A 23,657-nucleotide genomic window follows, 5' to 3' on the forward strand; every position below is an offset into this window, starting at 1 on the left:
ACCGGAAGGAATTCATCATCAATTCGCAGCGGTGACGCGCGCAGCGCACGCGCGTGTCGTACATTCGCGATGTGCAGGCTCATCCGTCCCTATCTGTGGTCTCCATCACATCGCGCCACGTGTGCGGAGGGCGCTGCGTGGCCGCATCCGACGCGGCGCCGGCGCTGCGTACGCGTCATCCGCAGCATCGGCGCGCCGGGCTTCGGCAACGCCTGCGAGTGCTCCGGTGAAGCGCCAACGCATCATCCGGCTGACCGTGCTGCTGGTGGTGCTATGCGCCAGCCTGCCGGTTGGCCTGTCCTATTACCTTGCCTGGCGTTTGGCGCTGTCGCGGGAGGAAAGCAGACTGAGCCAGTTGGCAGCGCTGTCGATCCGGCGCACCGACGCCGCCTTTAAGGAAGCGCATGCCGTGCTGGTCGGCATGGCCAGCGCGAAGGCGCCGCCATGTTCGCCTGCGCATCTGGCGCAGATGCGCGCGTTGGTCCTGACCAGCCCATACATCGTGGAACTGGGGCACTTCCGGCAGCGCCGCCTGCGCTGTACCTCGTGGGGCAAGCTGCCCAAGGGCATTCCGCAGACTCCGGCGGATTTCGTGGTCCGCAGTGGTATCTCGGTCACCACCCGATTGCGTCCGCTGGCCAATCCGCAGCATTCGCTGATGGCACTGCAGCTGGGCGATTACAACGTGCTGATCAATCCGACCACGCTGGTCGATATCAATGTCCCGTCCGGCCTGCAGTTGGCGGTCGGCACGCCCGATGGGCACATCCTCAGCAGTACCGGCGCCGCAGCCGAGCAGCTGCTGGTGGCCACGCCGATGCAGGCCGGGACGGCCGATGTCGCACAAGAACAAGTGCTGCACGGACGCGATCGGCGGGGCGATTGGGCCGCCGTGGTCACCGCGCCGGCCGCCTCGCTGCGCGGGCCGTTGACCGCAGCGCGCTTGCAGGTGGTGCCAGTGGGCATCGCGGTGGCGGTGTTGCTGGTGGCGTTGGTGCTGTGGGTGTCGCGGCGGCGGTTGTCGCCGCTTGCCCGGTTGCGGGTGGCGGTGCGGCGCAGCGAGTTCGTGGTGCACTACCAGCCGATCATCGCGCTGGACAGCGGCGCCTGCGTCGGTGCCGAGGCGCTGGTGCGCTGGCAGCAACCCGATGGCGTGCTGGTATCACCGGACGCCTTCGTTCCCCTGGCCGAGGAGAGCGGCCTGATCCTGCCGATCACCGATCTGGTGGTGGCCCAGGTGGTCCGCGAACTCGGCCCCACCCTGGCAGCCGATCCGACCCTGCATGTGGCCATCAACGTCTCGGCCGAAGACATCAAGAGCGGGCGCGTACAGTCGCTGCTGGCCGAGGCGCTGCGAGACACCGGCGTGGACAGCGGGCAGCTGTGGGTGGAAGCCACCGAACGCAGCCTGATGGATATCGAAGCCGCGCGCGCCACCATCACTCACCTGCGCGGCGCCGGCCACACGGTGTCGATCGACGATTTCGGCACCGGCTATTCGAGCCTGCAGTACCTGCAGGGCCTGCCGCTGGATGCGCTGAAGATCGACAAGTCGTTCGTGGACACCATCGGCACCCATTCGGCCACCAGCGCGGTGACCGCACACATCATCGACATGGCCAAGACGCTGCGGCTGCGTACCATCGCCGAAGGCGTCGAGCGCCAGGAACAGCTCGACTACCTGCGCGCGCATGGCGTGGACCTGGCCCAGGGCTGGCTGTTCTCGCGTGCCCTGCCGGCGTTGGGTTTCATCGCCTACCACGCGCGCGCGCGCAGCGCCGCGCCGCGCGACCGGGCCGGCATGGTCAAGGGCGGCTGACCGCCTCGGCAATGGCGGACGCAGGTACCACCGGCCTCGCGTTCGCGCCCGTCGCGCACTGCCCTGCGCAATGGGCAGCGCTACGACTGCGCCCACGCATCTCCCGGTGCCGACGATCGCCGCTCGCATGTGTCGGTGCGCATACGCACAGGCATGCACCCCGCGCTGGCCGCAGACCCGCCCCGGTCGCCTCGCTCGCGACACGACCACCGGGCGCGCAGGCGCCATGAAGAAGGCCGCCAACGGCGGCCTTCGGTGCATCACGCGCCCTGCAAGGCAGCACTGCGCTGCCGTGCCGGCCGGGGCCGGCTGGGGAAGGCATGCCGTACGATCCGCCACATCACCTGCCCGAACTGCCGCGGCAGCGAGCCGGTGTTGTAGTGCTGGCCGTAGCGGGCACAGACCTGCTTCACCTCCACCGCAATCTGCGCATAGCGATTGGCCGGCAGGTCGGGATAGAAGTGATGCTCGATCTGGTGGCTCAGATTGCCCGACAGTACGTTCATCAGCTTGCCGCCGGTGAGGTTCGACGAGCCGCGCAGCTGCCGCAAGTACCAATGGCCACGCGATTCGTTGCGGATCGATTCCTTCGGGAACACTTCCGCATCGGCGGTGAAATGGCCGCAGAAGATGATCACGAAGGTCCAGATGCTGCGCAGCACGTTGGCGGCCAGGTTGCCCAGCAGCACGGTCAGGAAGAACGGGCCGGCCAGCGCCGGGAACACGATGTAGTCCTTGAGCATCTGCCGGCCGATCTTGCGGCCGACCGGCAGGAACGAGGCGCGCAATTCGGCGGTCTTCATCTTGCCGGCGAACCAGCGGCCCAGGCGCAGGTCCTGGATCGCCACGCCCCATTCGAACAACAGCGCGAATACCACCGCGATGAAGGGCTGCAGCAGGTAGAACGGGCGCCAGCGCTGTTCGGGAAAGATGCGCAGCAGGCCATAGCCGATGTCGTCGTCCATGCCGCGCACATTGGTGTAGGTGTGGTGCTTGAAGTTGTGCGTCTTACGCCAGTTGTCGCCGGTGGCGACGATGTCCCACTCGTAGGTGTTGCCGTTGAGCTGCGGGTCGCCCATCCAGTCGTACTGGCCGTGCATGACGTTGTGACCCAGCTCCATGTTCTCCAGGATCTTGGACAACGTCAGCAGCAACACGCCGGCGATCCATGCCGGGATCAGCACGCTGTGCACGAAGGCGCCCAGGAACAACAGCGCACGGCCGGACACGCCGGTCCAGCGCACGGCGGCCACGATGCGGCGGATGTAACGCGCATCGGCGGCGCCCACCTGGCTCAGCACGCGGGCGCGAATGGCGTCGAGTTCGTCGCCGAAGGACTGCAGTTCGGCAGCAGACAGGGCGCGGTTGTGGACTCGGCTCATGAGGATTCCTTACAGATCCAGGATCAGGTCGGTGCTCGGCGCACTGATGCACAGGCGCACCTGTGCGGTGGGTTCGTTGCTGCGCTCGCCGGTCAACAGATGGCGCGTGATGCCGGATTGGCGGGCGCAGGCGCAGCTATTGCAGATGCCCATGCGGCAGCCATGTTTCGGGCGCAGGCCGTGTGCCTCCAACCCCTCCAGCAGCGACTGGCCGCGCGGCAGGGTCAGGGTACGGCCGCTGCGTGACAGCTGGACCTGCACCTGCCCGGCATCGGCTTCTTCCAGTGCCGGCACGCTGAAGGCTTCGGCCTGGAAGGCCGCCACGCGTCCGTGCAGGCGTTCGCGCGCGGCCTGCACGAAGCCACCCGGACCGCAGGCCATCACATGACGACGCGGCAACTCGGCAATCTCGTCCAGCGCATGGGTATCCACCCGGGCTGCCGGTGCGGCACCCTCCCGGGTGGTCAGCAGGCGCACGCGCAGGCGCGGATGCGCCGCGGCCAGTGCCTCGAACTCATCCATGAAGCAGGCTTCGTCGCGCTGGCGGACCCAGTACAGCAGGTCCACGTCCATCGGCATGCCGGCCTGCGCGGCCGCCCGCAGCAGCGCCCGCATCGGCGTGATGCCGGAACCGGCAGCCAGCAGCAGCAAGGGCGTCGGCGCCGCCGGCAGCAGCATGTCGCCGAAGGCCGGGTCCAGCGAGACCACCGTGCCAAGTACGGCATCGTGGGCCAGGTAGCGGCTCACCTGCCCGCCTTCGATCGCCTTGACCGTGACCGCCAGGCGGCCGTCATCCAGCACGGTCGGGCTGTAACTGCGCAGCAACCGGCGGCCATCGATCTCCACGCCCAGACTCACGTGCTGACCGGCCTGCAGGCCCCGCCAGTGCCCGTTGGGCCGCAGCACCAGGGTGACCGCATCGCGGCTGGCCGGCACGCGCTCGATCAGGCGCGCCATCGGCCGCTCCAGCGTCCACAGCGGATTGATCCGGGTTGCCCAGAAGTCGAACAGCTGCGGCGACACCAGGTGGCGCGCCAGCCGCGCGGGCAGCGGGGACTTGGACTTGGCAGTGGGTTCCAGGCTCATGGAGCGCACTATACGCATGCATGCACATGCGTGTATACACTTGTATATTGACGAAGCGGCTATGATTCAGGCCCACGCCCGGCTGCCGTCTCATGACCTCCATCGCCCTGCCTTCCCACGACGCGCCGCCGTCACGCAAGCCGGCGATCTCACGCGAGGACCTGATCGCCGCGGCCCTGTCGCTGATCGGGCCGCATCGCAGTCTGTCCACGCTGAGCCTGCGCGAGGTCGCGCGCGAAGCCGGCATCGCGCCCAACAGCTTCTACCGGCAGTTCCGCGACATGGACGAGCTCGCCGTGGCGCTGATCGACCTGGCCGGGCGCTCGCTACGCACCATCATTGGCCAGGCCCGCCAGCGCGCCACCTCCACCGATCGCAGCGTCATCCGCGTTTCGGTCGAGACGTTCATGGAGCAACTGCGCGCCGACGACAAGCTGCTGCATGTGCTGCTGCGCGAAGGCGCGGTGGGTTCGGACGCGTTCAAGCAGGCAGTGGAGCGCGAGCTGACCTACTTCGAAGACGAGTTGCGGGTGGATCTGATCCGCCTGGCGGCCGCCGACAATGCCACCTTGCACGCGCCGGCACTGGTGTCCAAGGCGATCACCCGCCTGGTGTTCGCGATGGGCGCGGTGGCAATGGATCTGCCGCCGGAAAAGGACCCCGAGCTGATCGAGCAGATCTCGCAGATGCTGCGCATGATCCTGACCGGCGCGCGCACCTTGGGCACGCACGGCGGCTGAGCCAGTCGATCGCCGCGCCCGGCCGTGATCGCCTCTGGTTACGATGCAAGAACGCACGCAACTATGCACATCGCGCGGTTGTGCGTGCTGGTCGCATGTGGACGCCGGCACGCGCCGGCATCTGCCTGAGACGGCCGACCTCGGCCACGACTCGGCCTGGCCCGAGGTGGCGGCGGCGACGCTGGATCCTGCATGCCGGCATGACCCGCGTCGCGTGCAACACTTTCGCAACGCATGCTCATGCGCTGCTCGTCGGCGTGGCGTGCGTAACGCATATTTTCAATCCGGATACATCGTCGAGATTATCTAACGCATCCATTCAGTCGCCAGTCGCCGCTGTGGATTTCTCGTGCCATCGAAAAATCATCGATTATTTTTCATAAAGTGCTTGCATAATAAAAATCAAACAGGTAATGTTCGCGCCCTACGCAGCGACGCCTGCATCCAAACCGATTGATTTTCATGCACACCAGCCACCTCACCACGTTCGATCGACTGCCCGGCGCTCCACGCGCTGCAGCGATTGCACGCATGTCCAAGCGCGATCTGCGCACCACGACCGGCTGATGTCCTGATTCAAGGAGATCGGCCACCCGATCTCCGAGGCACGCGAACGCCCTCGGATGCTGCATCCGGGGGCGTTTTTCGTTGCGCGTTCGTCCCGCCCCTGTGAATGACCATGACGGAAACCCGGGCATGGATTGCCCGACAACAGGGATGTTGTCATGCCGCGAGGCGCGAAAGCGCTGTGCCCAGGTTTCGGGCACGGGCGGCACGTGGTCATGCACTTATCGAATTACCGTTTGAATAAAACGGTGATCGGAATCATTGCGAAGAAAATTCAGCGGCCTGGTATTTATCCAGCCGGTGCGCGCGGCCATGCCGTGGCGTATACCGAACTCTTTCCGATGTTTCTGTCTTGGGTACGGCTCCTGGAGGAGTAGCGGCGCAATCCGCAGGGCCGGTTCGATTCCGGCATACCCCCACTGGATAGCTCAGACGGTTAGAGCAGCAGATTCTTAATCTGTCGGTCGCGGGTTCGACTCCCGCTCCAACCATGACCTGTCACGTCATGCAGCACGGGACGCAAGTCCCATCAGGAAACGCCCTTGCCGGGTTGCGCGAGAGCAGTGCATCGCTCGATCGCACGCGGCAGCGGCAGCGTCGCCGGGCCTGCGCCCTGGACGTGCCCTGCCCCGCCGCCGACCCGCCGTCGCATTGGATCGCGCCGGCAGGCCCAACGCGGTGGCATGCACCGACAGCGCGCCGCGCTTCCGCTGCGCGGCCGTGACGGGCGTTTCCACCTTCTTACGCCGCGTTGCATCGGCACCGACCTCGCGATTGTCCGATCCGGATGGCGGGGCCGTATTCCACGGATCGGACCACCAGAGCCAAACCAAGGAGCAATGCCATGTTCTGGACCAAGAGGGTCGTGATCGGTGACGGCGAGCGCGGCCTGGTGTATCGCAACCGTCGTTTCGAGCGCGTGCTCGAACCCGGCGTCTACCGCATGTTCGACCCGTTGGGTCGCACCGACATCACCGTGCACGCCACCGGCAACGGCAATCACGTCGGCCGCGAGGCGGACATGTTGATCGCTACCCTGGGCGCCACATTGGCCCAGCACTGCGTGCTGGCCGACATCGGCACCGCGCAGGTTGGCCTGCTGATCCGCAACGGCAAGCTCGATGAGGTGCTGGCGCCGGGAACGCGGACGCTGTACTGGCGCGGCGCCGCGGCGATCGAGGTGCAGCCGCTGCCGCTCGGCGATGGGCTGCAGGTGCCCACCGACGTGCAGCGCCGCCTGCGCCAGCTCGGCATCCTGTCGCGCGTGGCGATCGGCATGGAGGTTCCCGCCGAATCGCTGGGGCTGGTTTTCGTCGACGGCAAGCTCATGGCTCCGTTCGGGCCCGGCGCGTATGCGTTCTGGAACTTCCAGAAGAACGTCGTCACCGACGTGGTCGATCTGCGCGTGCAGTCGGTCGAAGTCTCCGGGCAGGAACTGCTCACGCGCGACAAGGTGTCGCTGCGCGTGAACCTGGCGGCCAGCATGCGCGTCACCGATGCGGTGGCAATGCGCACGCGGGTGACCAAGGCCGGCGACTACCTCTACCGCGAGCTGCAGTACGGTTTGCGGCGCGCGGTGGCGGCCAAGACGCTGGACGAGTTGCTGGGCGACAAGGCATCACTGGATGCCGACATCTTCGGCTACGTGCGTGGCAGCCTCGGCGGCTTCGGCATCGAGGTGCTGGGCGTCGGGGTCAAGGACGTGATCCTGCCGGGCGAAATGCGCGAGATCCTCAACGCGGTGGTGCAGGCGGAGAAGCAGGCGCAAGCCAACGTCATCCGCCGCCGCGAAGAAGCCAACGCCACCCGCTCGCTGCTCAACACTGCCAGGCTGATCGACGAAAGCCCGGTACTGATGCGGTTGAAGGAGCTGGAGGCGCTGGAAAAGGTCACCGAGAAGATCGACAAGCTCACCGTGTTCGGCGGCCTGGACGGCGTACTGAAGCAATTGGTGACGATCCGATAGTCATGCAGGCGTGCGCCGGGGAACCGCCGCACGCCTGCGCAAGGGAATGAACAATGAGTACTTCACAACACTTCGAATTCCTGCATGCCGAGGGCAGCGCCACGCCAATCAAGGGTTGGGTACGCGGCGTGCCACTGGAGGCGCAGGCGCATGCACAGTTGCGCAACATCGCCGCGGTTCCGTTCGTCGGCCCGTGGGTGGCGGTGATGCCCGACGTACACCTGGGCAAGGGAGCCACCGTAGGCTCGGTGATCCCGACCCGTGGCGCCATCATCCCGGCAGCGGTTGGCGTGGACATCGGCTGCGGCATGGCTGCGGTACGTACCACCTTGCGCGCCAGCGACCTGCCGGACAGCCTGGCGCAGCTGCGCTCCAGCATCGAACGCAGCGTACCGGTGGGCAACGGGCGGGGCGGCGAGCATCGCTCGCTGCCCGACAGCATCCAGACCCGCATTGCGCAATCCGGGCTGGTACAGAGGCTGGACGCGATCAAACAGCAGCACCGGCGCATCCGTACCGACAAGCTGGAATGCCAGATCGGTACCCTGGGCGGTGGCAATCACTTCATCGAGATCTGCCTGGACGAGACCGATGCGGTGTGGGTGATGTTGCACAGCGGCTCGCGCGGGACCGGCAACCTGATCGGCACCTACTTCATCGAGCGCGCACGCGAGCAGTTGGCCCATCGTGTGCTGGGCTTCCACCTGCCCGACAAGGACCTGGCGTTCTTCCTGCAGGGCGAGCCCTTGTTCGACGAGTATGTGGAAGCGGTGTCGTGGGCGCAGGACTACGCCCGCGAGAATCGCGAAGCGATGATGGCGCGGGTGCTGGCCGAGATGCGTCACCGCCTGCCCAGGTTCCAGCTGGAAAAGCTGGCGGTCAACTGTCACCACAACTACGTGCAGAAGGAAACGCATCACGGCGAAGAGCTGCTGATCACCCGCAAGGGCGCGGTCAGTGCCCGTGCGGGCGAGCTGGGCATCATTCCGGGCAGCATGGGCACGCGCAGCTACATCGTGCGTGGGCTGGGCAATGCGGAGAGCTTCCACAGCTGCAGTCATGGCGCCGGACGGGTGATGAGCAGGACGGCCGCGCGTGCACAGATCACGCTGGCGCAGCACCGCGAGGCCACCGCACATGTGGAGTGCCGCAAGGATGCCGCGGTGATCGACGAATCGCCGGCAGCCTACAAGTCGATCGATGCAGTCATGGCCGCACAACAGGATCTGGTCGAAGTGGTGCACACCTTGCGCCAGGTGGTCTGTATCAAGGGGTAAGCGAGGGCCGCGCCTGCGGCCCTTGCTTGTTCTGACATCTCAGGCGGACCCATCCGCACGCGTGTGTAAGCAGTTCAGCCATGTCGCGGAGCCGCTCACATCCGCGCACATGCGTTTCACTCCGGCCTCGCCAAGGTTGCTCCACATCGTGGCCTGCACCGCCAGGACGCATCCAATCAGACAAGCAAGCCGGAGGCGATATGACGAATCTCGACAAGCAGGAACGCAAGGCTGAGGCACAGGATTTGAATCGTGATCCGATCACCGGGACGCCTGGCTCGCATCCGGTCGGCGTCGGCGTCGGCGGTATCGCCGGCGGCGCCGCTGCAGGCGCGTTGGCGGGCACCGTGTTCGGTCCGCTCGGCACCTTGATCGGCGCTGCGGCGGGCGTGGTCGCCGGTGCTGCCGCAGGCAAGGGAGTGGCCGAGCGCCTGGATCCCACGGTGGAAGCCGAATATTGGCGCCAGGAACACCGCAATCGCCCGTACTACAAAGAGGGCACCGATTACGATCGCGACTATGCAACCGTCTATGGCTTCGGCCTGCAGGCGCGGGAAACGCGCCCTACCAGCACCTGGGAAGAGACCGAGGCCACGTTGGCCGGCGAATGGCCGCGCAACCGCGGTCAGTCGCGCCTGGAGTGGGACGATGCCCGCCTGGCCGCACGCGACGCCTGGGAACGCGCCGATCGTACCCATACCGTCTACCGCGACGGCGATGTGCATTACTCGGATCGGCTCGATAGCGCCAGCTACCGCGACGCCGACTACTCCTACGACGACTATCGTCCGGCCTACCGTTATGGCATGCAGGCGCGCCAGCTGCACGTCGGTCGCCAGTGGGACGATCGCCTGGAACGCGATCTTGGCGATGGCTGGGATCGGTTCAAGGCCAATTCGCGCCTGAGTTGGGAAAAGGCCAAGCATGCCGTGCGCGAGGCATTCGATTCGGATCGTCACGATGAAGCATCGCGCCGTTATCCCAGCGACACGCGCATGTGACATCCGCTGACCTGCAATAGCACTGACTGAGACGGGCCCTAAGGGGCCCATTTCATTGCGCGACCCGGTGGTCGGCAACGTTGATGTCGAGTGACTCCTGCAGCGAGATGGAAGGTGGAACCTACCGGCCTCGCCACCGATCGCAACGCAATGCTGTCGCAGCTCTACTTCAACGCCAGATACAAGCCCAGCACGATGATGGCGACGACGATCAGACTGAGGATCACACGCCCGCCCCTCAGCTCCAGCAAGGCATGCCACCACACCCGGGCCTCGGGCGTACCGCTTGCTTCCTGCGGCTTACGACGACTGCTTTCGCTGTCCTGCATCCTGTTTACTCTCTCCATTACGTCCGTGCCTACCTTAACGAATGCACGTTACACAGGTGTGGAGTGGTTCAGAATCTTCCGTAAATTGCGGCGTCGCACGCCATATCCGCACAGAGTCATCGACCGGCGGCAGCCTGGCCATACGCGTGTGGTGTGCCGGTGTCTTACGCACGGGCTACGCGCGCACCCACCGTATGACGGCGAAAAGAAATCTGACTAGTTAAGCACGCAAGGCCAGCTCATGGCGTTGTAGTCGCGTTCGATGATCATCCGTTGACATACCCGCAGTTACCCTGCAGGTCAAGTTTGTTTACGTCGGAACACCCCAAGCCATGAGCAGAGATCCATCCGTCATCGATGTCCAAGCTGAAATCGCGCACTGGCAGGCGCGACATGCCCAAGGCAATCTGGGGACAGGCAAGTTCAGTGAGTTATCCCCTGTGGTCAAGATGGCCTGCGATATCTATCTGCAGGCGCCGCGTTCCAGCGACCAGGAACGGCTGCGTCTGTTTCGCGACCGTCTGGAACATCATTTCATTTCGTCCAGCACGCAATCCAACTACGAACAGTTGGCGACCGACTGCTGGCAACGCTTGAGCACACGCAACAGCTGAACATGCAAGCGTTGGATTGTGGTGAGCAAGACCCGTTACTCAATGGAGATCGTCATGAAAACCCCGTACCAAGTGCAGCAGGAGCTGGAACGACTGGAGCGGCTGGTGCCGCACATCATCAGCGACCAGGGCGACCGCGCGGAGGAAATCCTTGGCTTCCACGTCGCCAGCCTGCTCGGTAGCGCGCCCAACAGCGAGCACGCCCTGATTCGCGAGCGCACCGCACGCATGGCGCGCCAATGCCGCACTGCGCAGGATGCGGTACGAACACCACCCAGACCCTTGAGCGTTGGCCCCATTGCCCAACCGCAGTGGGCCTGACCGAGGCACTCCCGGAGCCGCATTGCGGCTCCTTTGCATTCCACCGCCGGCAGATCCCGGCGCACCCAGGACATCCATGAAATCCACTCTTGCTACTGCTTCGCTGTTGACCGCCCTGTTCCTTGTCGGCTGCGACCGCCCCGGCGGCGATGCCTCGCGCACCGCCCCGGCGGTCTCGCCCGAGCCAACCGCTGCGCCCGTATCCGGTAGCGGCGCGACCGAGCTGGCCAAAGGCGATGCCGGCGCGCTGGGCGTGCTGGCCGCCATCGACGAAAGCGAAATCGCCCTGGCCAAGCAAGCCATCGAACAGGATCTGGGCGGAGCCACCGGGCCATTCGCCGAGCAGATGCTGCACGATCACCAGGCCAACCTGGAGAAGACCAAGGCGCTGGGTGCAACCGACAGCCCCCGTGCCGAAGCGGTACGCGCCAAGGGCAAGGCGGCCGTGGATGCGCTGGCCAAGACACTCACCTTGCCCGATGGCAAGGATGCCTACCGCAATGCCTTCATGCGCACCATGGTCAGCGACCACGGCGACACCATCAAGATCATCGATGCCGAACTGCTGCCGGCCGCAGAAAGCGCACCCGTCAAACAACACCTGGAGGAGACCCGCCGCGCGGTCTCGGCGCACTTCGAACGCGCGCATGCGGTGTCTTCTTCGAGGTAACCCGCCTCGTACGCTGTCGATCGACGCGCGCCCCGCCTGGCCGGCGCGCGTACGTCCTGGCGCAATGCCCCGATATCGCAACCTGCCGACAGGGCAGTGGCATCGACGTTATCCCGTCGCTGCACACCGCCCATGCAGCGGCCCTGATCGCCGGCTTCACTCTGCCTGTGTCCGCCGTGGCCTATGGTGCAGCATCGACCCGCCCAGGACCTGCGCATGCGTTTGCTCATCACCGGTGGCACCGGCTTCATCGGCCAGGCCCTGTGCCCCACCTTGCTGGGTGACGGCCACCAGGTCAGCGTGCTGACCCGTGATGTAAGCCGAGCCCAGCGCCACGTGCCTGGCATCACTGCCGTGGACAGCCTGGATGGCGTGCAGGCCGATGCGGTCATCAATCTGGCCGGCGAACCGTTGGCTGCCGGCCGCTGGAGCGATACGCGCAAGCAACGCTTCCGCGCGTCGCGGCTGGGCACCACGCGCCTGCTGCACGACTGGATCGCGCACCAGCCCCAGGCGCAGCGCCCGGCGGTGCTGATCTCCGGCTCGGCGGTGGGGTATTACGGCGAGCGTGGCGACACCGTGCTGACCGAAGCCGATGGCGCAGGCGACGACTTTGCGGCGGTGCTGTGCCGCGATTGGGAAAGCGAAGCGGCGCGGATCGCCGCGCTGGGTCCGCGGGTGAGCTGGGTACGTACCGGTATCGTCCTGGACCGCGACGGAGGTGCATTGGCGCGCATGCTGCCGGCATTCCGGCTCGGCGGCGGCGGGCCGTTCGGCGACGGCCGCCACTGGATGAGCTGGATCCATCGCGCCGACATGGTGGCGCTGCTGGTCTGGTTGCTGCAGCACGGGCAGGCCGGTGCCTACAACGCCACCGCACCCAACCCGGTCACCAATGCGCAGTTCGCCCACACGCTGGCCGAGGTGCTGCATCGCCCGGCGCTGCTGACGCTGCCGGCCGCGCTGCTGCGGCTGGGGTTCGGCGAGATGGCCGGGCTGCTGCTGATCAGCCAGCGTGTGCTGCCGCAGCGCGCGCTCGATGCAGGATTTGGCTTCCAGTACCCACGGCTGGACGCGGCCCTGCGCGCCATCCTGCAGCGCTGAGCTCCGGTCCCGGCCATCTGCCCAGCGCGGGCCAGCCAGAGCCTGCACAGCCGCAGCGCCGCTCGGCGGGCGAACATGCACTAATGTTTGACTAACGACCATCTCCGACAATGGTGCGTATCTCGGACCGGCCCCATACGCGGCGGAATTTTCATGCACCTGCTTCTGGTCGAAGACGACACCATGCTGGCCAATGCCATCTGCGAGGGTGTGCGCCAGCAACGCTGGACCATCGATCACGTCGACAACGCCAGCGCAGCCAAGACCGCGCTGGTGGATCACCGCTACACCGCGGTACTGCTGGACATCGGTCTGCCTGGCGAATCCGGGCTGGCGGTCCTGCGCTTCCTGCGTGGCCACTACGACGCCACCGCGGTCATCGCGCTGACTGCACGCGGACAGCTCACCGACCGCATCCGCGGCCTGGATGCCGGCGCCGACGACTACCTGGTCAAGCCGTTCCAGTTCGATGAACTGATGGCGCGGCTGCGCGCGGTCATCCGGCGCAGCCAGGGCCGGGTGGTGCCACTGCTCGGCCAGGGCGATGTCAGCGTGGACCCGAGCAGCTGCAAGGTCACCAAGGCCGGCAAATGGGTAGCGCTGAGCGTGCACGAGTACCGCCTGCTGCTGGCACTGATGGAGCGCGCCGGGCGGGTGGTCACCAAGGACCAGTTGGAAGAAGCCGTGTATGGCGGCCCCTCGGAGGGCGGCAGCAACATGATCGCGGTCTATGTGCACCAGCTGCGGCGCAAACTCGGTGACGAACTCATTTCCACCGTCTATGGCCAGGGCTACATGATCGGCAAGGCACCGGAATGAGGTCTCTGCAGGCGCGCATGCTGGCGGCGCTGGCCGCCATCGTCCTGCTGAGCTGGTCTACCTCGCTGTGGATCCTGGTCGCCCTGGTCACCCAGGGACATCACAGCATGTTCGAACAGGAACTCAACCTGCTTGGCGATCAGTTGGTCAGCGTGCTGCCCGACACCTTGCAACACCGCTTCGACAGACCCGCAGCACCTCCTGCCGAGGCCAACACGGCCGCACTGGACGACGATGTCTCCTCGCGCATGAGCTTCAAACAGACGCTGATTGCAATGGTGCTCAACACGCTGCAGCTGGGCATCCTTGGCCTGCTGGTGTGGTGGGCGGTGCGCACGTCGTTGAGGCCGTTGCACAGCGTGTCGGCCGCGATTGCACAACGCACCGGCCTGGACACCGAGCCGGTACCGCTGGATCGGGTGCCGGACGAGATCCGTCCGCTGATCGATGCGTTCAACACCCTGCTGGCCCGCCTGGAAAAGGCCGTGCAGGCCGAGCGCGACTTCGTCGCCGATGCCGCGCACGAACTACGGACACCGCTCTCGGCGCTGCACACCTATGCAGAAGTGGCACTGCGCGCCCCCACGCTACAGGCCAAGGACGCAGCGCTGCAGCGGTTGCTGGAAACCGCGCGTCGCAGCAATCGGCTGGCCGAGCAGTTACTGGACCTGGCACGGCTGGATGCCGGCATCAGCTCGACGGCGTATCAACGCGTGGAGATGGGGGAATTGATCTCGCATGTGGTCGACGAATTCAGCGTGCAAGCCCACGCACGCGAGATTGGTCTGCGCATCGCGGCCGCGCCCTGCCTGCTGCGCTGCGATGTGGATGCGGTCGGCATCCTGATCCGCAATCTGGTCGACAACGCCATCCGCTACGGACGCATACGCGGCCTGGTGGAGGTGAGTTGCGGCTATTGCCTGCGCGCCGACATTCTGCATCCGTTCGTGCAGGTCAGCGACGACGGTCCCGGTGTGCCGGAGGTGGCGCACGTCTCCGTGTTCGAGCGGTTCTACCGCGTGCCAGGCAGCCAAGTGCAGGGCAGCGGCATTGGGCTCTCGCTGGTGGCGGGCATTGCCCGCCTGCATGGCGCAACGATCGAGACCGGCGAGGGCAACGATGGGCGCGGCTTCTGCGTGCGCGTGGTATTTGCCGGCGACAGTAGCCCCACCGCGCGCTGAACCCGCCACGCACACGGCGCGCATGCCGGCCATATCCAATAAGTTCCCAAACCTGTCTGTCTAGAGTGCAGTTACCGCAAGCATCCAGGATGCCTGGTGATGATGCACTCGCCCCGTCCCACCCCAATCGCAGGTTCCGGTCCGGCGCTGTCGACGCTGCACAGGACGGCCAACGACAACCCGATCGCCACTGCCGGCGATCCACTGTCATTGGCGGATTTGCGCTGCGGCCGCATCGGCATCCGTAACCGCGACGTCTGGTGCGCGCTGCCGGACATCCGCAGCGCGCGCAAGCAGCGCCGCCTGCAGCGCTGGGCCACGCACGGCGGGCTATTGGCCGCGTCGGGCATCGCCTTTGCGTTGATCCTGGTCTATGCGCTGCTGCACTGAAGCCGGCATCCGCACCGCTGGCGCCCGCCCCCGTTCGATTTTTCCCACAGGCTCGTCATCATGTCCCAGCGTCTCATTCGTTGCTGCACGCTCGCCCTCGTCGGCCTGACCCTGTTCGGCTGCGCCAGCACCGGCCCGATGCCTTACCGCCAATTGGCCTCGTCCAGCTATCTGCGCCCGCACGACGGCAGCCGTGGCAATCGCATGCCGTATGCCTACCAGAGCGAGGTGGATTGGTCGCGCTATCGCGCCGCCATCATCGAGCCGGTCGCCATCTACCGCGGCCCGGATGCGCAGTTCGAAAACGTGCCCGAGCAGGACAAGCGCATGCTCGCCGATGAGATGCAGCAGCACTTCGGCAACGCCATCGCGCGGCGCTGGCGCCCCACGCTTTCGGCCGACCGCGACACCTTGCGGATACGCATGACCCTGACCGGCGCAAAGCCCAGCAAACGCGTACTGGGAACCTTGATGAAGGTGGACCTGGGCGGCGGCTCCTACAACGTGGTGCAGGCCGCACGCGGCAAGCAAGGCGCATTCTCCGGCTCGGTGAGCTACGCGGTGGAGATCTTCGACGCGCAGACCGATCGCCTGCTCGCTGCGTATGTCGAAAAGCAGTACCCAAGTGCCATGAACATCAAGGCCAGCCTGGGCGCCTATGACGCTGCAAAGGCAGGGATTCGCAAGGGTGCCGAGCAGTTGGTCGAGGGGCTGGAGTAGGTGGGAATCGGGAATCGTGGTGTCGCAACGGTGCTGCTCCCTTCTCCCGCCAGGAGAAGGTGCCCCGCAAGGGCGGATGAGGTGACGCGCTGCGCGCTGCATCATCGCTACAACGGCGAGCACCGTGGGTTGCCCTCAGTTCGATTCTTCCGCTGAAAAAGCACGTCGGTAACGACGCGATGGCTGATGTTTTTGCTCTGCGAAGATGTCGGTCCGCCGCAGCGCATTCATCTCCCTCGTCCAAAAAAAAACCGGCGCTGTGCGAACAGCGCCGGTTTTTTGAGATGCCGCCTGCGGCACGCCCGATGGCACGACGCCTCAGCGCGTGACCCGCTTGGCGGCCTTCTTGCCCACGGCCTTGCGGGCGGCGGTGGTCTTGGCCACCGCACGCGTTGCCGGGGTCTTGGTCACCTTGGCGGCTTTCTTCAAGGCGGTCTTGGTCGCCGTTTTCTTCAGCGGTGCTTTCTTGATCGCCGCCTGCCTGGTGGCGGTCTGCTTGGCCACTGGCGTCTTCTTGGCGGGGCTCTTTGCCGCCGGGGTCTTGACCGCTGCCGATTTGGCGGCCGCCTTCTTGGCCGCCGTGCGCGCACCCACCGTCGCCACCGCAGTCTTGCGCGCGGCTTTCCTGGCCGCGGTCTTGGCCGTCAGTGCGGCCGCTTCGGCCTTGGCGTTGGCCTTGGCAGTCTCCAGCTTCTGCCTGGTATTGGCCTTGGTGGCCGCAATCTTCTTCTTGGCTGCGGCACTGGTCTTGCTCAGCTTCTGCTTGGCAGCGTCCGTGGTCGAAACCAGCTTCTGCTTGGCAGCGTCCTTGGTGGCAACCAGCTTGTCCCTGGCAGCGTCCTTGGTCGCGCCCAGCGAGCGCTTGGTCCTGGCGACGCTGCGCTTGACGGCGCCGGCCGCTTCGCCGGCCTTCTCGACCACCCGCTGCTCGGCCTGGACCACCGCCTTGCGTGCCCTTGCGACCCGCGTCTTGACCTCTTCCACCGCTGCGCCTGCCGCTTCCTGCGCAGTGCTCACCGCTTCGCTGGTGCTGCTGGCGAGAGTCTCGGTCAGTTCGGTTGCGCTGCTCTTTACGCTCTCGACGGCGTCGGACAGGGTTGCCGTCACACCATTGCCGTTGCTCATAGACCCTCCTTCAGGGCATCAGTGCGAAAAACGCGGGCGATGCGGGCGAGCATGCATATGCTGAACAGGCATCGGATGAAGCGGACGCTACGCCGGGCCACACGGGCTGTCAACGCAACCGCATCCCCCGCCGCAGGACGCTTTCACCGGCAGTTAAATTGCCGACTGGCACTCTCGTTCAGCTTGATTTACGCAGTCAGACACCCTATTCCTTTTCCACCGCGCAACCCCGGAATCCGTTCCATGCGACCGCTTCCCACCTTGCTTACGCTTTCCCTGGCCGCTGCGTTCGGCGGCTTCGCCGCAACCGGCATCAATGCCTGGCTGGACAACCGTGCCGAAGCCACGCCTTCCGGCAACGCCACCTTTAGCTTGCCGGCGGCGGCCGCATTGCCGGCTGCCGTCGCCGGACAACCGGTGCCCTCGCTGGCGCCGATGTTGCAGCAGGCGATGCCGGCAGTGGTCAGCGTCAACACCAAGCAGGTGGTGCGCGTACGCAATCCCTTCTTCAACGATCCGATCCTGCGCCGGCTGTTTCCGGAGATACCGCAGGACCGCATCAACGAATCGCTCGGCTCGGGCGTGATCATCGATGCGCAAAAGGGCTATGTACTGACCAACCACCATGTCATCGAGAATGCGGACGATGTGCAGGTCACGCTCGGCGACGGTCGCACGGTCAAGGCCGAGTTCATCGGATCCGACGCCGACACCGATATCGCGCTGATCCGCATCAAGGCCGACAAGCTCACCGACATCAAATTGGCCGACAGCAACCAGCTGCGTGTCGGCGACTTCGTGGTGGCGATCGGCAATCCGTTCGGTTTCAGCCAGACCGTCACCTCCGGTATCGTTTCGGCGGTGGGTCGCAGCGGCATCCGCGGGCTGGGCTATCAGAACTTCATCCAGACCGATGCATCGATCAATCCCGGCAATTCCGGCGGCGCACTGGTGAACCTGCAAGGGCAACTGGTGGGCATCAATACCGCCAGCTTCAATCCGCAGGGCAGCATGGCCGGCAACATCGGCCTGGGCCTGGCGATTCCATCCAACCTGGCGCGCAGCGTGGTCGAGCAGTTGGTGACCAAGGGCGTGGTCGTGCGCGGCACGCTGGGCCTGGAGACCCAGAACCTCACTGTGCAGATGTCCCAGGGCCTGGGGCTGGAATCGCAACGCGGCGCCTTGGTGACGCGCGTGCTGCCGAGGTCGGCCGCCGCTGCCGCCGGCGTGCAGCCGGGCGATGTGGTGGTGGCTGCCAACGACCAGCGCGTGGACAGCGCCGAAGCGCTGCATAACTACGAAGGCCTGCAGGCGGTCGGCAGTGCGGTGACGCTGGACATCCGTCGCGATGGCAAACCGCTCAAGCTCAGGGCCACCTTGACGGAGCAGGACCGTACGGTCACCGGCGACATGCTGGACCCGCGGCTGGGCGGCGCCACGTTCACCGACCTGCCCGAATCGCTGCGCCAATCCGGCATTACCGGGGTCATGGTCAGCGAGGTCAAACGCGGCGGACGCGCTGCCGCCAACGGCCTGGTGTCCGGCGATGTGATCGTGGCCAGCAGCGTGGGCGAGGTCGCCGACCTGGCCACCTGGCGCGCCAACTTCCAGCGCAAACCGCAGCAGCTGGTGGTACGGATCCTGCGCGGCAATGCGCAGTACGACGCACTGATGCGTTGACGGCATGTGCAGCCGCCGCCGATCCCACTAACACCTCCTACACCCCCCCGATGCTATTGCTACCGCACGACCCCACGCGAGTGGCGGCTGCCATCAACGACTGAAGGAGATACCACATGAGCCCCACCAATACCGAACAGCTGAAGGAAAACCTGAGCGAAGCCGGCAGCCACCTGAAGTCCGCTGCCAGCGCCGCCGGCGAAGCCGTCAAGGGCGCGACCAGCGCCGCCGGCGACGAACTCAAGCTCGGTCGAGCCAACGTCAAGGCCGAGCTGTCCGATACCGCCCTGGCCGGCATGGCCGCTGCCGAGTTCAGCGGCGCCGCAGCCAAGGAGCAGATGGACGTCCTGGTCGCCAAGGGCAACGATTTGCTCGATAGCGCCACCGATCTGATCCGCGAACGTCCGCTGGCCGCTTTCGGCGTGGCATTCGCCGCTGGCTGGGTGATCGCCAAGCTGGCACGCAGCAACGACAACTAAGCCGTGAGCGATCAGGCTTCCACAGCCGCCGGGGCCGACGCGCCGGACGCGCGCGAGACGACGCCGGGGCTGGACGAGAGCGTTCGCGCAGTTGGCGCTGCTGGCCGCGCCACCCTGGGTTCGGCCAAGGACACCAGCCGCGCGTTGCGCCGGCTGGTGTCGGCCGACCTGCAGTTGGCGCGCAGCGCCTTTGGCCGTGGCCTGGCCTGGGCCTGCGTGGCGGTGGTGTTCGGTGCGTCGTCGTGGCTGTTGCTTGCCGGGGCGATCATTGCATTGCTGCAGCGCGCGGGGCTGTCGTGGTTCCAGGCGATGTTCTTCACTGCACTTGCCAGCCTGTTGGTGACCGGCATCGCGGCGTGGCGCGTGTTCTTCTATTTCGACCACACCGGCATGAACGCCACGCGGCGGCAGTTGATCAAGCTGGGCATTTTTGACGACAGCGGCGATGAGGACGCAAACGCGTCGCATGCCAGTGGAGGACGCGCATGAAATTCGGCACCTTGCGTCAGCGCGTGGAGCGCGCTGAATTTCTGGTCGAGGGCCGAGCGCAGGAGACGCGCGCGCACTGGGGCGAATTACGGCAGACCTGGCGGGCCGGGTGGTCGCCGCTACGGATTCTCACGGTCGGCTTCGGGCTGGGCTTTGTCACTGGTCGCAACGAGCCGCAGGCCGCGCTGGGCAGCATCGCCGGCAAGCTGGGAGGCATTCCCAAGATTCTGCAGATGATCAGCACGATCTCCGCACTGTTTACCGCGCACCGTGCGCAGGAGGCCTCCGAACAGGCCGAGCGCGCTGCCGACAATGCCGAAGAAGTGGCGGCCGATCCACCGGTGACGGTGGTGCAGGTGCCGGTGGAACGCGCGGCCTGAGTCAGCGCGATAGTGGGGTTCTGGTGACGGCAGTCGCCGGGACCGCCGGCCGGTCGCACGGTGACATCGAACGCACGGTTCCTGTGCGCGCCGTTGACGCAATGTGCCGATAATGACGCTCCGCTGGCAGCATGCCAGTCCGCCGCCAGGGTGCGCATGTCTCTTTCCGTCGATTCGCTGGACCCTGCCGCACCGGCAGATCCACTGCCGCCACCGCCGGCGCCGCGCCCCCGCGCACCCGCTTCACTGGTCGTGCTGGCGACCCTGGCGGTCGGTTACACGCTATGGGCAGCGCAGACCATCATCCTGCCGATCATGCTGGCCGCTTTCTTCGCGCTGATCGGCAATCCCATCCTGCGTGGACTGCGCAAGCTGTACATCCCGCGTTTCCTGGGTGCATTGCTGGTGCTGTGCCTGGGACTTGCCGCCACTGCTGCGTTGGCAGTGCAACTGGCTGGGCCGGCATCGGAATGGGTGCAGCAGGCGCCGCGGCAGATGCGCCAGATCGCGCGCGACGTGCGTGATTTCACCAAACCGGTGATGCAGGCCAACCAGGCCGCAGAAAACTTTGCCCGTGCTGCCGGCGGCGGCCAGCAACGCGGCGTGCAGATCGTGCGCACCCAACTGGACGACCCGTACAAGGCGCTGGTGCGCATGCCCAAGCTCGCTGCTTCGGTGCTGGCGGTGGTACTGCTGACCTTTTTCTTCATGGTCTATGGCGAAAGCCTGCAGCGGCATGCGATCGCCCTGCTGCCCAACCGGCAGCAGCAACGCTTCACCACCGAGATCATGCTGGACATTGAGCGCGAGGTGTCGCGCTATGTGCTCACCATCAGCGTGATCAATACGCTGGTGGGCCTGGTGTTCGCCGGGATCCTGTACGTGCTGAAGATCCCGCTGCCCGAGGCGCTGTTGTGGGGCACGGTGGTGGCGCTGCTCAACTTCGCGCCCTATGTCGGCCCCTTGATCGGGGTGATGCTGATGCTGCTGATGGGATTCGTGGAATTCCGCAGCACGGTCTCCTCGCTGCTGCCGGCGATCCTGTATCTGGCGTTGCATACGATCGAAGGACAGGTGGTCACTCCGATCGTGCTGGGCCGCCGCATGGCGATTTCGCCGCTGATGCTGATCCTGGCACTGATGTTGTTCGGCTGGCTCTGGGGCATGGTCGGCCTGTTGCTGGCGGTGCCGCTGCTGGTGTGTATCAAGATGGTGCTGAGCCGGGTCGAAGGCATGCAGCGCTGGGCGAGGCTGCTTGAGTAGCCGGGATTGGGGGTTGGGCATTCGGGATTGGTAGAGGCAACCGCGCAGTTGCCGTTGCCCGATCCTGATTCCCCAATTCCGGCGCAAGCCCGTAAAATCTTGCGATGAGCTTCCACGTCCGCGCCATCACCCTCGACCTCGACGATACGCTGTGGCCGTTTGCACCGATCGGTGCGCGCATCGACCAGGTGTTGTATGAGTGGATGTGCGAGCACAGCCCGGCGACCGCGCAGCGGTTCCCGGTGGACGCGATGCGGGAACTGCGCGAGCGCAGCTTTGCCGACAATCCGCAGCTGCATCACGACCTCAGCGCATTGCGCCGGCTGACGCTGGAAATGGCCTTGCGCGAAAGCGGTGGCGATCTGGCACTGGTGGAGCCCGCCTATGAGGTGTTCTATGCCGCACGCAACCAGGTGGAATGCTATCCGGATGCGCTGGACGCGCTGGCGCGGCTCGCCCGTCACGTGCCGGTGGCCGCGCTCAGCAACGGCAATGCCGACCTGCAGCGCATCGGCCTGATGCATCACTTCGTCTTCCAGCTGGGCTCGCGCGAGCACGGCTGTGCCAAACCGGAGGCAAGCATCTTCCTGGCGGCCTGCGCGCGCCTGGAGGTACCGCCGGCCCAGGTGCTGCATGTGGGCGACCACGTCCGCATGGATGTACTGGGCGCGCTCAATGCAGGGCTGCGCGCGTGCTGGATCAATCGTGACGGCGCGCCATGGCCGCACCCGACCCAGCGGCCGGACCTGGAGTTCGACAGCCTGACCGGGCTGGCCGATTGGCTGGATGCCCAGTACCCGAATCCCGACGCCGCACGCGACGGCCTCTGTATCCCCGCCTGAGTTCACCCCGCCGGCGCACGGCGCCATCGAAGGATGTCCATGTCGCACCTCACCGGTTTCACCGATCCCAGCGCTGCCGCGCTACCGCTGCATGTCCTCGATCGCGAAGGGTTTAGCCGCTGGTGCGCCGAGCAGGCCACCAGCGTGCTGGCGTGGGCGCAGGCGCAGCGGTTCGATGCCGCTCCCGGCAGCGTATTGCTGCTGCCTGGCGAACAGGGACTGGCAGGGGCCGTGATCGGCATCGGCGACCGTGCCGATGCCTACGCCTACGCGCATGCGCCGATGACGCTGCCGCCGGCCAGCCGCTGGACGCTGGCCACGCCGCTCGATGCTGCCGAACAGGCCTTGCTGCATCTGGGCTGGGGCCTGGGTGCCTACCGCTTCGCGCGCTACCGCAAGGTGCCGCGCGCACCGGCCGAGCTGGCGGCCACGCCCTCGGCGCAGACGCGGGCCCTGATCGAGGCCTGCCTGCGCGTGCGCGACTGGGTCAACACGCCCACCGAAGACATGGGACCGGAGCAGTTGGAAGATGCCGCCCGTGCGGTGGCGCAGGCGCACGGCGCACAGGTGGAGGCGATCGTCGGCGATGCCTTGCTGGCGCAGAACTTTCCCACCATCCATGCGGTGGGCCGCGCCTCGCACCGCGCGCCGCGGCTGATCCAGCTGCAATGGGGCGATGCGGCGCATCCGCATCTGGTGCTGGTCGGCAAGGGCGTGTGCTTCGATACCGGCGGGCTGGATCTCAAGCCCGCCGACGGCATGCGCAACATGAAGAAGGACATGGGCGGCGCCGCGCATGCCCTGGCGCTGGCCGGCCTGGTGATGGCCCAGCAGTTGCCGGTGCGGCTGACCCTGCTGATCGCCGCCGTGGAAAATGCGGTTGGCCCGAATGCGTTCCGTCCCGGCGAGATACTCACCACCCGCGCCGGCGTCACGGTGGAAGTGGACAACACCGATGCCGAGGGCCGGCTGGTGCTGTGCGACGCCTTGAGCTACGCCACCGAGCAGAAGCCTGACCTGATCCTGGATTTCGCCACGCTCACCGGTGCCGCACGCATCGCGCTGGGCCCGGATCTGCCGGCGTTGTTCGCCAACGACGATGCGTTGGCGCAGGCCTGGATCGATGCTGGCGAGCAGACCCGCGACCCGGTCTGGCGCATGCCGCTGTGGCGGCCATATCTGCGCTATCTCAACAGCCATGTGGCCGACATGGCCAATGCCGGTTCGCGCATGGCCGGCGCGGTGACTGCGGCGCTCTACCTGGAACGCTTCGTGGCCCCGGGCCAGCCGTGGGCGCATCTGGACGTCTACGCCTGGAACGACAGCGACCGCCCGGGGCGCCCGGCCGGCGGCGAAGCGCTGGCGCTGCGCTCGGCGTTTGCGATGCTGCAGCAGCGTTACGGCGGCTGAGCG

General features: G+C 66.1%; 24 protein-coding genes and 1 tRNA gene. 21 read left to right on the forward strand and 4 right to left on the reverse strand.

Going from position 1 to position 23,657, the window contains the following annotated elements:
- The first annotated feature begins 226 nt into the window (after nt 1-226).
- Nucleotides 227-1,819 (forward strand): EAL domain-containing protein, encoded by a 1,593-nt coding sequence (locus LL962_RS11065; protein ID WP_228316929.1) that lies wholly within the window; start codon nt 227-229, stop codon nt 1,817-1,819.
- A 260-nt stretch (nt 1,820-2,079) separates the two neighbouring features.
- Here LL962_RS11065 and LL962_RS11070 read toward each other — a convergent pair whose 3' ends face one another.
- Together LL962_RS11070 and LL962_RS11075 are read right to left on the reverse strand one after the other, a co-directional pair.
- Nucleotides 2,080-3,201 (reverse strand): fatty acid desaturase family protein, encoded by a 1,122-nt coding sequence (locus tag LL962_RS11070; protein ID WP_104587656.1) that lies wholly within the window; start codon nt 3,199-3,201, stop codon nt 2,080-2,082.
- A gap of 9 nt (nt 3,202-3,210) precedes the next feature.
- Nucleotides 3,211-4,287, reverse strand: coding sequence for a ferredoxin reductase (locus LL962_RS11075; RefSeq protein WP_228316930.1), 1,077 nt, complete (start codon nt 4,285-4,287; stop codon nt 3,211-3,213).
- 92 nt (nt 4,288-4,379) lie between these two features.
- Between LL962_RS11075 and fabR the strand changes: the two genes are divergently transcribed.
- The 5 genes from fabR to LL962_RS11100 all read left to right on the forward strand — a co-directional run bounded on the left by fabR (nt 4,380) and on the right by LL962_RS11100 (nt 9,838).
- Nucleotides 4,380-5,027 carry an HTH-type transcriptional repressor FabR gene (gene fabR, locus LL962_RS11080; protein ID WP_104587658.1) on the forward strand — a complete coding sequence of 216 codons (648 nt, stop codon included), beginning with the start codon at nt 4,380-4,382 and terminating at the stop codon, nt 5,025-5,027.
- Nucleotides 5,028-6,014: 987 nt separating this feature from the next.
- A tRNA-Lys gene (locus LL962_RS11085) sits at nt 6,015-6,085 on the forward strand.
- Nucleotides 6,086-6,438: 353 nt separating this feature from the next.
- Entirely contained in the window at nt 6,439-7,560 is a 1,122-nt protein-coding gene (locus LL962_RS11090; protein WP_228316931.1) for a slipin family protein, read from the forward strand.
- A gap of 53 nt (nt 7,561-7,613) precedes the next feature.
- Nucleotides 7,614-8,837 (forward strand): RtcB family protein, encoded by a 1,224-nt coding sequence (locus LL962_RS11095; protein ID WP_228316932.1) that lies wholly within the window; start codon nt 7,614-7,616, stop codon nt 8,835-8,837.
- A gap of 200 nt (nt 8,838-9,037) precedes the next feature.
- Entirely contained in the window at nt 9,038-9,838 is an 801-nt protein-coding gene (locus tag LL962_RS11100; RefSeq protein WP_228316933.1) for a hypothetical protein, read from the forward strand.
- A 164-nt stretch (nt 9,839-10,002) separates the two neighbouring features.
- On the opposite strand, the gene LL962_RS11105 is transcribed toward LL962_RS11100, so the two are convergent.
- Nucleotides 10,003-10,167 carry a hypothetical protein gene (locus LL962_RS11105; protein ID WP_167395345.1) on the reverse strand — a complete coding sequence of 55 codons (165 nt, stop codon included), beginning with the start codon at nt 10,165-10,167 and terminating at the stop codon, nt 10,003-10,005.
- Between the two features lie 332 nt (nt 10,168-10,499).
- Between LL962_RS11105 and LL962_RS11110 the strand changes: the two genes are divergently transcribed.
- The 8 genes from LL962_RS11110 to LL962_RS11145 all read left to right on the forward strand — a co-directional run bounded on the left by LL962_RS11110 (nt 10,500) and on the right by LL962_RS11145 (nt 15,986).
- Complete coding sequence (locus tag LL962_RS11110) at nt 10,500-10,781, forward strand: hypothetical protein (RefSeq protein WP_104587662.1); 282 nt, start codon at nt 10,500-10,502, stop codon at nt 10,779-10,781.
- Between the two features lie 54 nt (nt 10,782-10,835).
- Nucleotides 10,836-11,102 (forward strand): hypothetical protein, encoded by a 267-nt coding sequence (locus LL962_RS11115; RefSeq protein ID WP_167395346.1) that lies wholly within the window; start codon nt 10,836-10,838, stop codon nt 11,100-11,102.
- Nucleotides 11,103-11,178: 76 nt separating this feature from the next.
- Nucleotides 11,179-11,772 (forward strand): DUF4142 domain-containing protein, encoded by a 594-nt coding sequence (locus LL962_RS11120; protein WP_104587664.1) that lies wholly within the window; start codon nt 11,179-11,181, stop codon nt 11,770-11,772.
- Between the two features lie 216 nt (nt 11,773-11,988).
- A complete protein-coding gene (locus LL962_RS11125; protein ID WP_228316934.1) occupies nt 11,989-12,876 on the forward strand; it encodes a TIGR01777 family oxidoreductase in 888 nt (295 codons plus the stop codon).
- Between the two features lie 153 nt (nt 12,877-13,029).
- Entirely contained in the window at nt 13,030-13,695 is a 666-nt protein-coding gene (locus LL962_RS11130) for a response regulator transcription factor (protein WP_104587665.1), read from the forward strand.
- Complete coding sequence (locus LL962_RS11135; RefSeq protein WP_228316935.1) at nt 13,692-14,876, forward strand: ATP-binding protein; 1,185 nt, start codon at nt 13,692-13,694, stop codon at nt 14,874-14,876. The genes LL962_RS11130 and LL962_RS11135 overlap by 4 nt, the downstream gene beginning before the upstream one ends.
- A 99-nt stretch (nt 14,877-14,975) precedes the next feature.
- Nucleotides 14,976-15,266, forward strand: coding sequence for a hypothetical protein (locus LL962_RS11140; RefSeq protein ID WP_228316936.1), 291 nt, complete (start codon nt 14,976-14,978; stop codon nt 15,264-15,266).
- A 60-nt stretch (nt 15,267-15,326) separates the two neighbouring features.
- Nucleotides 15,327-15,986: a DUF3313 domain-containing protein gene (locus LL962_RS11145; RefSeq protein ID WP_228316937.1), complete on the forward strand. Its 660-nt coding sequence runs from the start codon at nt 15,327-15,329 to the stop codon at nt 15,984-15,986.
- 318 nt (nt 15,987-16,304) lie between these two features.
- Here the strand turns inward: LL962_RS11145 and LL962_RS11150 are convergent, their stop codons facing one another.
- A complete protein-coding gene (locus tag LL962_RS11150) occupies nt 16,305-17,111 on the reverse strand; it encodes a histidine biosynthesis protein HisIE (protein WP_228316938.1) in 807 nt (268 codons plus the stop codon).
- A 243-nt stretch (nt 17,112-17,354) separates the two neighbouring features.
- On the opposite strand from LL962_RS11150, the gene LL962_RS11155 reads away from it, so the two are divergent.
- The 7 genes from LL962_RS11155 to LL962_RS11185 all read left to right on the forward strand — a co-directional run bounded on the left by LL962_RS11155 (nt 17,355) and on the right by LL962_RS11185 (nt 23,654).
- Entirely contained in the window at nt 17,355-18,791 is a 1,437-nt protein-coding gene (locus LL962_RS11155) for a Do family serine endopeptidase (RefSeq protein ID WP_228316939.1), read from the forward strand.
- A 116-nt stretch (nt 18,792-18,907) separates the two neighbouring features.
- Nucleotides 18,908-19,270 carry a hypothetical protein gene (locus tag LL962_RS11160; protein WP_228316940.1) on the forward strand — a complete coding sequence of 121 codons (363 nt, stop codon included), beginning with the start codon at nt 18,908-18,910 and terminating at the stop codon, nt 19,268-19,270.
- Between the two features lie 3 nt (nt 19,271-19,273).
- Nucleotides 19,274-19,759, forward strand: coding sequence for a phage holin family protein (locus tag LL962_RS11165; RefSeq protein ID WP_228316941.1), 486 nt, complete (start codon nt 19,274-19,276; stop codon nt 19,757-19,759).
- Complete coding sequence (locus LL962_RS11170) at nt 19,756-20,139, forward strand: hypothetical protein (protein ID WP_104587673.1); 384 nt, start codon at nt 19,756-19,758, stop codon at nt 20,137-20,139. Before LL962_RS11165 ends, LL962_RS11170 begins: the two co-directional genes overlap by 4 nt.
- Before the next feature lie 156 nt (nt 20,140-20,295).
- Nucleotides 20,296-21,402 carry an AI-2E family transporter gene (locus LL962_RS11175; RefSeq protein ID WP_228316942.1) on the forward strand — a complete coding sequence of 369 codons (1,107 nt, stop codon included), beginning with the start codon at nt 20,296-20,298 and terminating at the stop codon, nt 21,400-21,402.
- A 104-nt stretch (nt 21,403-21,506) separates the two neighbouring features.
- Nucleotides 21,507-22,244, forward strand: coding sequence for an HAD family hydrolase (locus LL962_RS11180; RefSeq protein WP_228316943.1), 738 nt, complete (start codon nt 21,507-21,509; stop codon nt 22,242-22,244).
- A 39-nt stretch (nt 22,245-22,283) separates the two neighbouring features.
- Nucleotides 22,284-23,654: a leucyl aminopeptidase family protein gene (locus LL962_RS11185; RefSeq protein ID WP_228316944.1), complete on the forward strand. Its 1,371-nt coding sequence runs from the start codon at nt 22,284-22,286 to the stop codon at nt 23,652-23,654.
- Nucleotides 23,655-23,657 lie beyond the last annotated feature (3 nt).

Source organism: Xanthomonas sp. NCPPB 1067, assembly GCF_020783795.1.
GTDB classification, from domain to species: Bacteria; Pseudomonadota; Gammaproteobacteria; order Xanthomonadales; family Xanthomonadaceae; genus Xanthomonas; species Xanthomonas melonis.

What these genes read in the sequence shown, in the direction of transcription:
- LL962_RS11070 (WP_104587656.1), bottom strand. Translation starts at nt 3,201, where the DNA reads ATGAGCCGAGTCCACAACCGCGCCCTGTCTGCTGCCGAACTGCAGTCC.
- LL962_RS11075 (WP_228316930.1), bottom strand. Translation starts at nt 4,287, where the DNA reads ATGAGCCTGGAACCCACTGCCAAGTCCAAGTCCCCGCTGCCCGCGCGG.
- fabR (WP_104587658.1), top strand. Translation starts at nt 4,380, where the DNA reads ATGACCTCCATCGCCCTGCCTTCCCACGACGCGCCGCCGTCACGCAAG.
- LL962_RS11090 (WP_228316931.1), top strand. Translation starts at nt 6,439, where the DNA reads ATGTTCTGGACCAAGAGGGTCGTGATCGGTGACGGCGAGCGCGGCCTG.
- LL962_RS11095 (WP_228316932.1), top strand. Translation starts at nt 7,614, where the DNA reads ATGAGTACTTCACAACACTTCGAATTCCTGCATGCCGAGGGCAGCGCC.
- LL962_RS11100 (WP_228316933.1), top strand. Translation starts at nt 9,038, where the DNA reads ATGACGAATCTCGACAAGCAGGAACGCAAGGCTGAGGCACAGGATTTG.
- LL962_RS11105 (WP_167395345.1), bottom strand. Translation starts at nt 10,167, where the DNA reads ATGCAGGACAGCGAAAGCAGTCGTCGTAAGCCGCAGGAAGCAAGCGGT.
- LL962_RS11110 (WP_104587662.1), top strand. Translation starts at nt 10,500, where the DNA reads ATGAGCAGAGATCCATCCGTCATCGATGTCCAAGCTGAAATCGCGCAC.
- LL962_RS11115 (WP_167395346.1), top strand. Translation starts at nt 10,836, where the DNA reads ATGAAAACCCCGTACCAAGTGCAGCAGGAGCTGGAACGACTGGAGCGG.
- LL962_RS11120 (WP_104587664.1), top strand. Translation starts at nt 11,179, where the DNA reads ATGAAATCCACTCTTGCTACTGCTTCGCTGTTGACCGCCCTGTTCCTT.
- LL962_RS11125 (WP_228316934.1), top strand. Translation starts at nt 11,989, where the DNA reads ATGCGTTTGCTCATCACCGGTGGCACCGGCTTCATCGGCCAGGCCCTG.
- LL962_RS11130 (WP_104587665.1), top strand. Translation starts at nt 13,030, where the DNA reads ATGCACCTGCTTCTGGTCGAAGACGACACCATGCTGGCCAATGCCATC.
- LL962_RS11135 (WP_228316935.1), top strand. Translation starts at nt 13,692, where the DNA reads ATGAGGTCTCTGCAGGCGCGCATGCTGGCGGCGCTGGCCGCCATCGTC.
- LL962_RS11140 (WP_228316936.1), top strand. Translation starts at nt 14,976, where the DNA reads ATGATGCACTCGCCCCGTCCCACCCCAATCGCAGGTTCCGGTCCGGCG.
- LL962_RS11145 (WP_228316937.1), top strand. Translation starts at nt 15,327, where the DNA reads ATGTCCCAGCGTCTCATTCGTTGCTGCACGCTCGCCCTCGTCGGCCTG.
- LL962_RS11150 (WP_228316938.1), bottom strand. Translation starts at nt 17,111, where the DNA reads ATGAGCAACGGCAATGGTGTGACGGCAACCCTGTCCGACGCCGTCGAG.
- LL962_RS11155 (WP_228316939.1), top strand. Translation starts at nt 17,355, where the DNA reads ATGCGACCGCTTCCCACCTTGCTTACGCTTTCCCTGGCCGCTGCGTTC.
- LL962_RS11160 (WP_228316940.1), top strand. Translation starts at nt 18,908, where the DNA reads ATGAGCCCCACCAATACCGAACAGCTGAAGGAAAACCTGAGCGAAGCC.
- LL962_RS11170 (WP_104587673.1), top strand. Translation starts at nt 19,756, where the DNA reads ATGAAATTCGGCACCTTGCGTCAGCGCGTGGAGCGCGCTGAATTTCTG.
- LL962_RS11175 (WP_228316942.1), top strand. Translation starts at nt 20,296, where the DNA reads ATGTCTCTTTCCGTCGATTCGCTGGACCCTGCCGCACCGGCAGATCCA.
- LL962_RS11180 (WP_228316943.1), top strand. Translation starts at nt 21,507, where the DNA reads ATGAGCTTCCACGTCCGCGCCATCACCCTCGACCTCGACGATACGCTG.
- LL962_RS11185 (WP_228316944.1), top strand. Translation starts at nt 22,284, where the DNA reads ATGTCGCACCTCACCGGTTTCACCGATCCCAGCGCTGCCGCGCTACCG.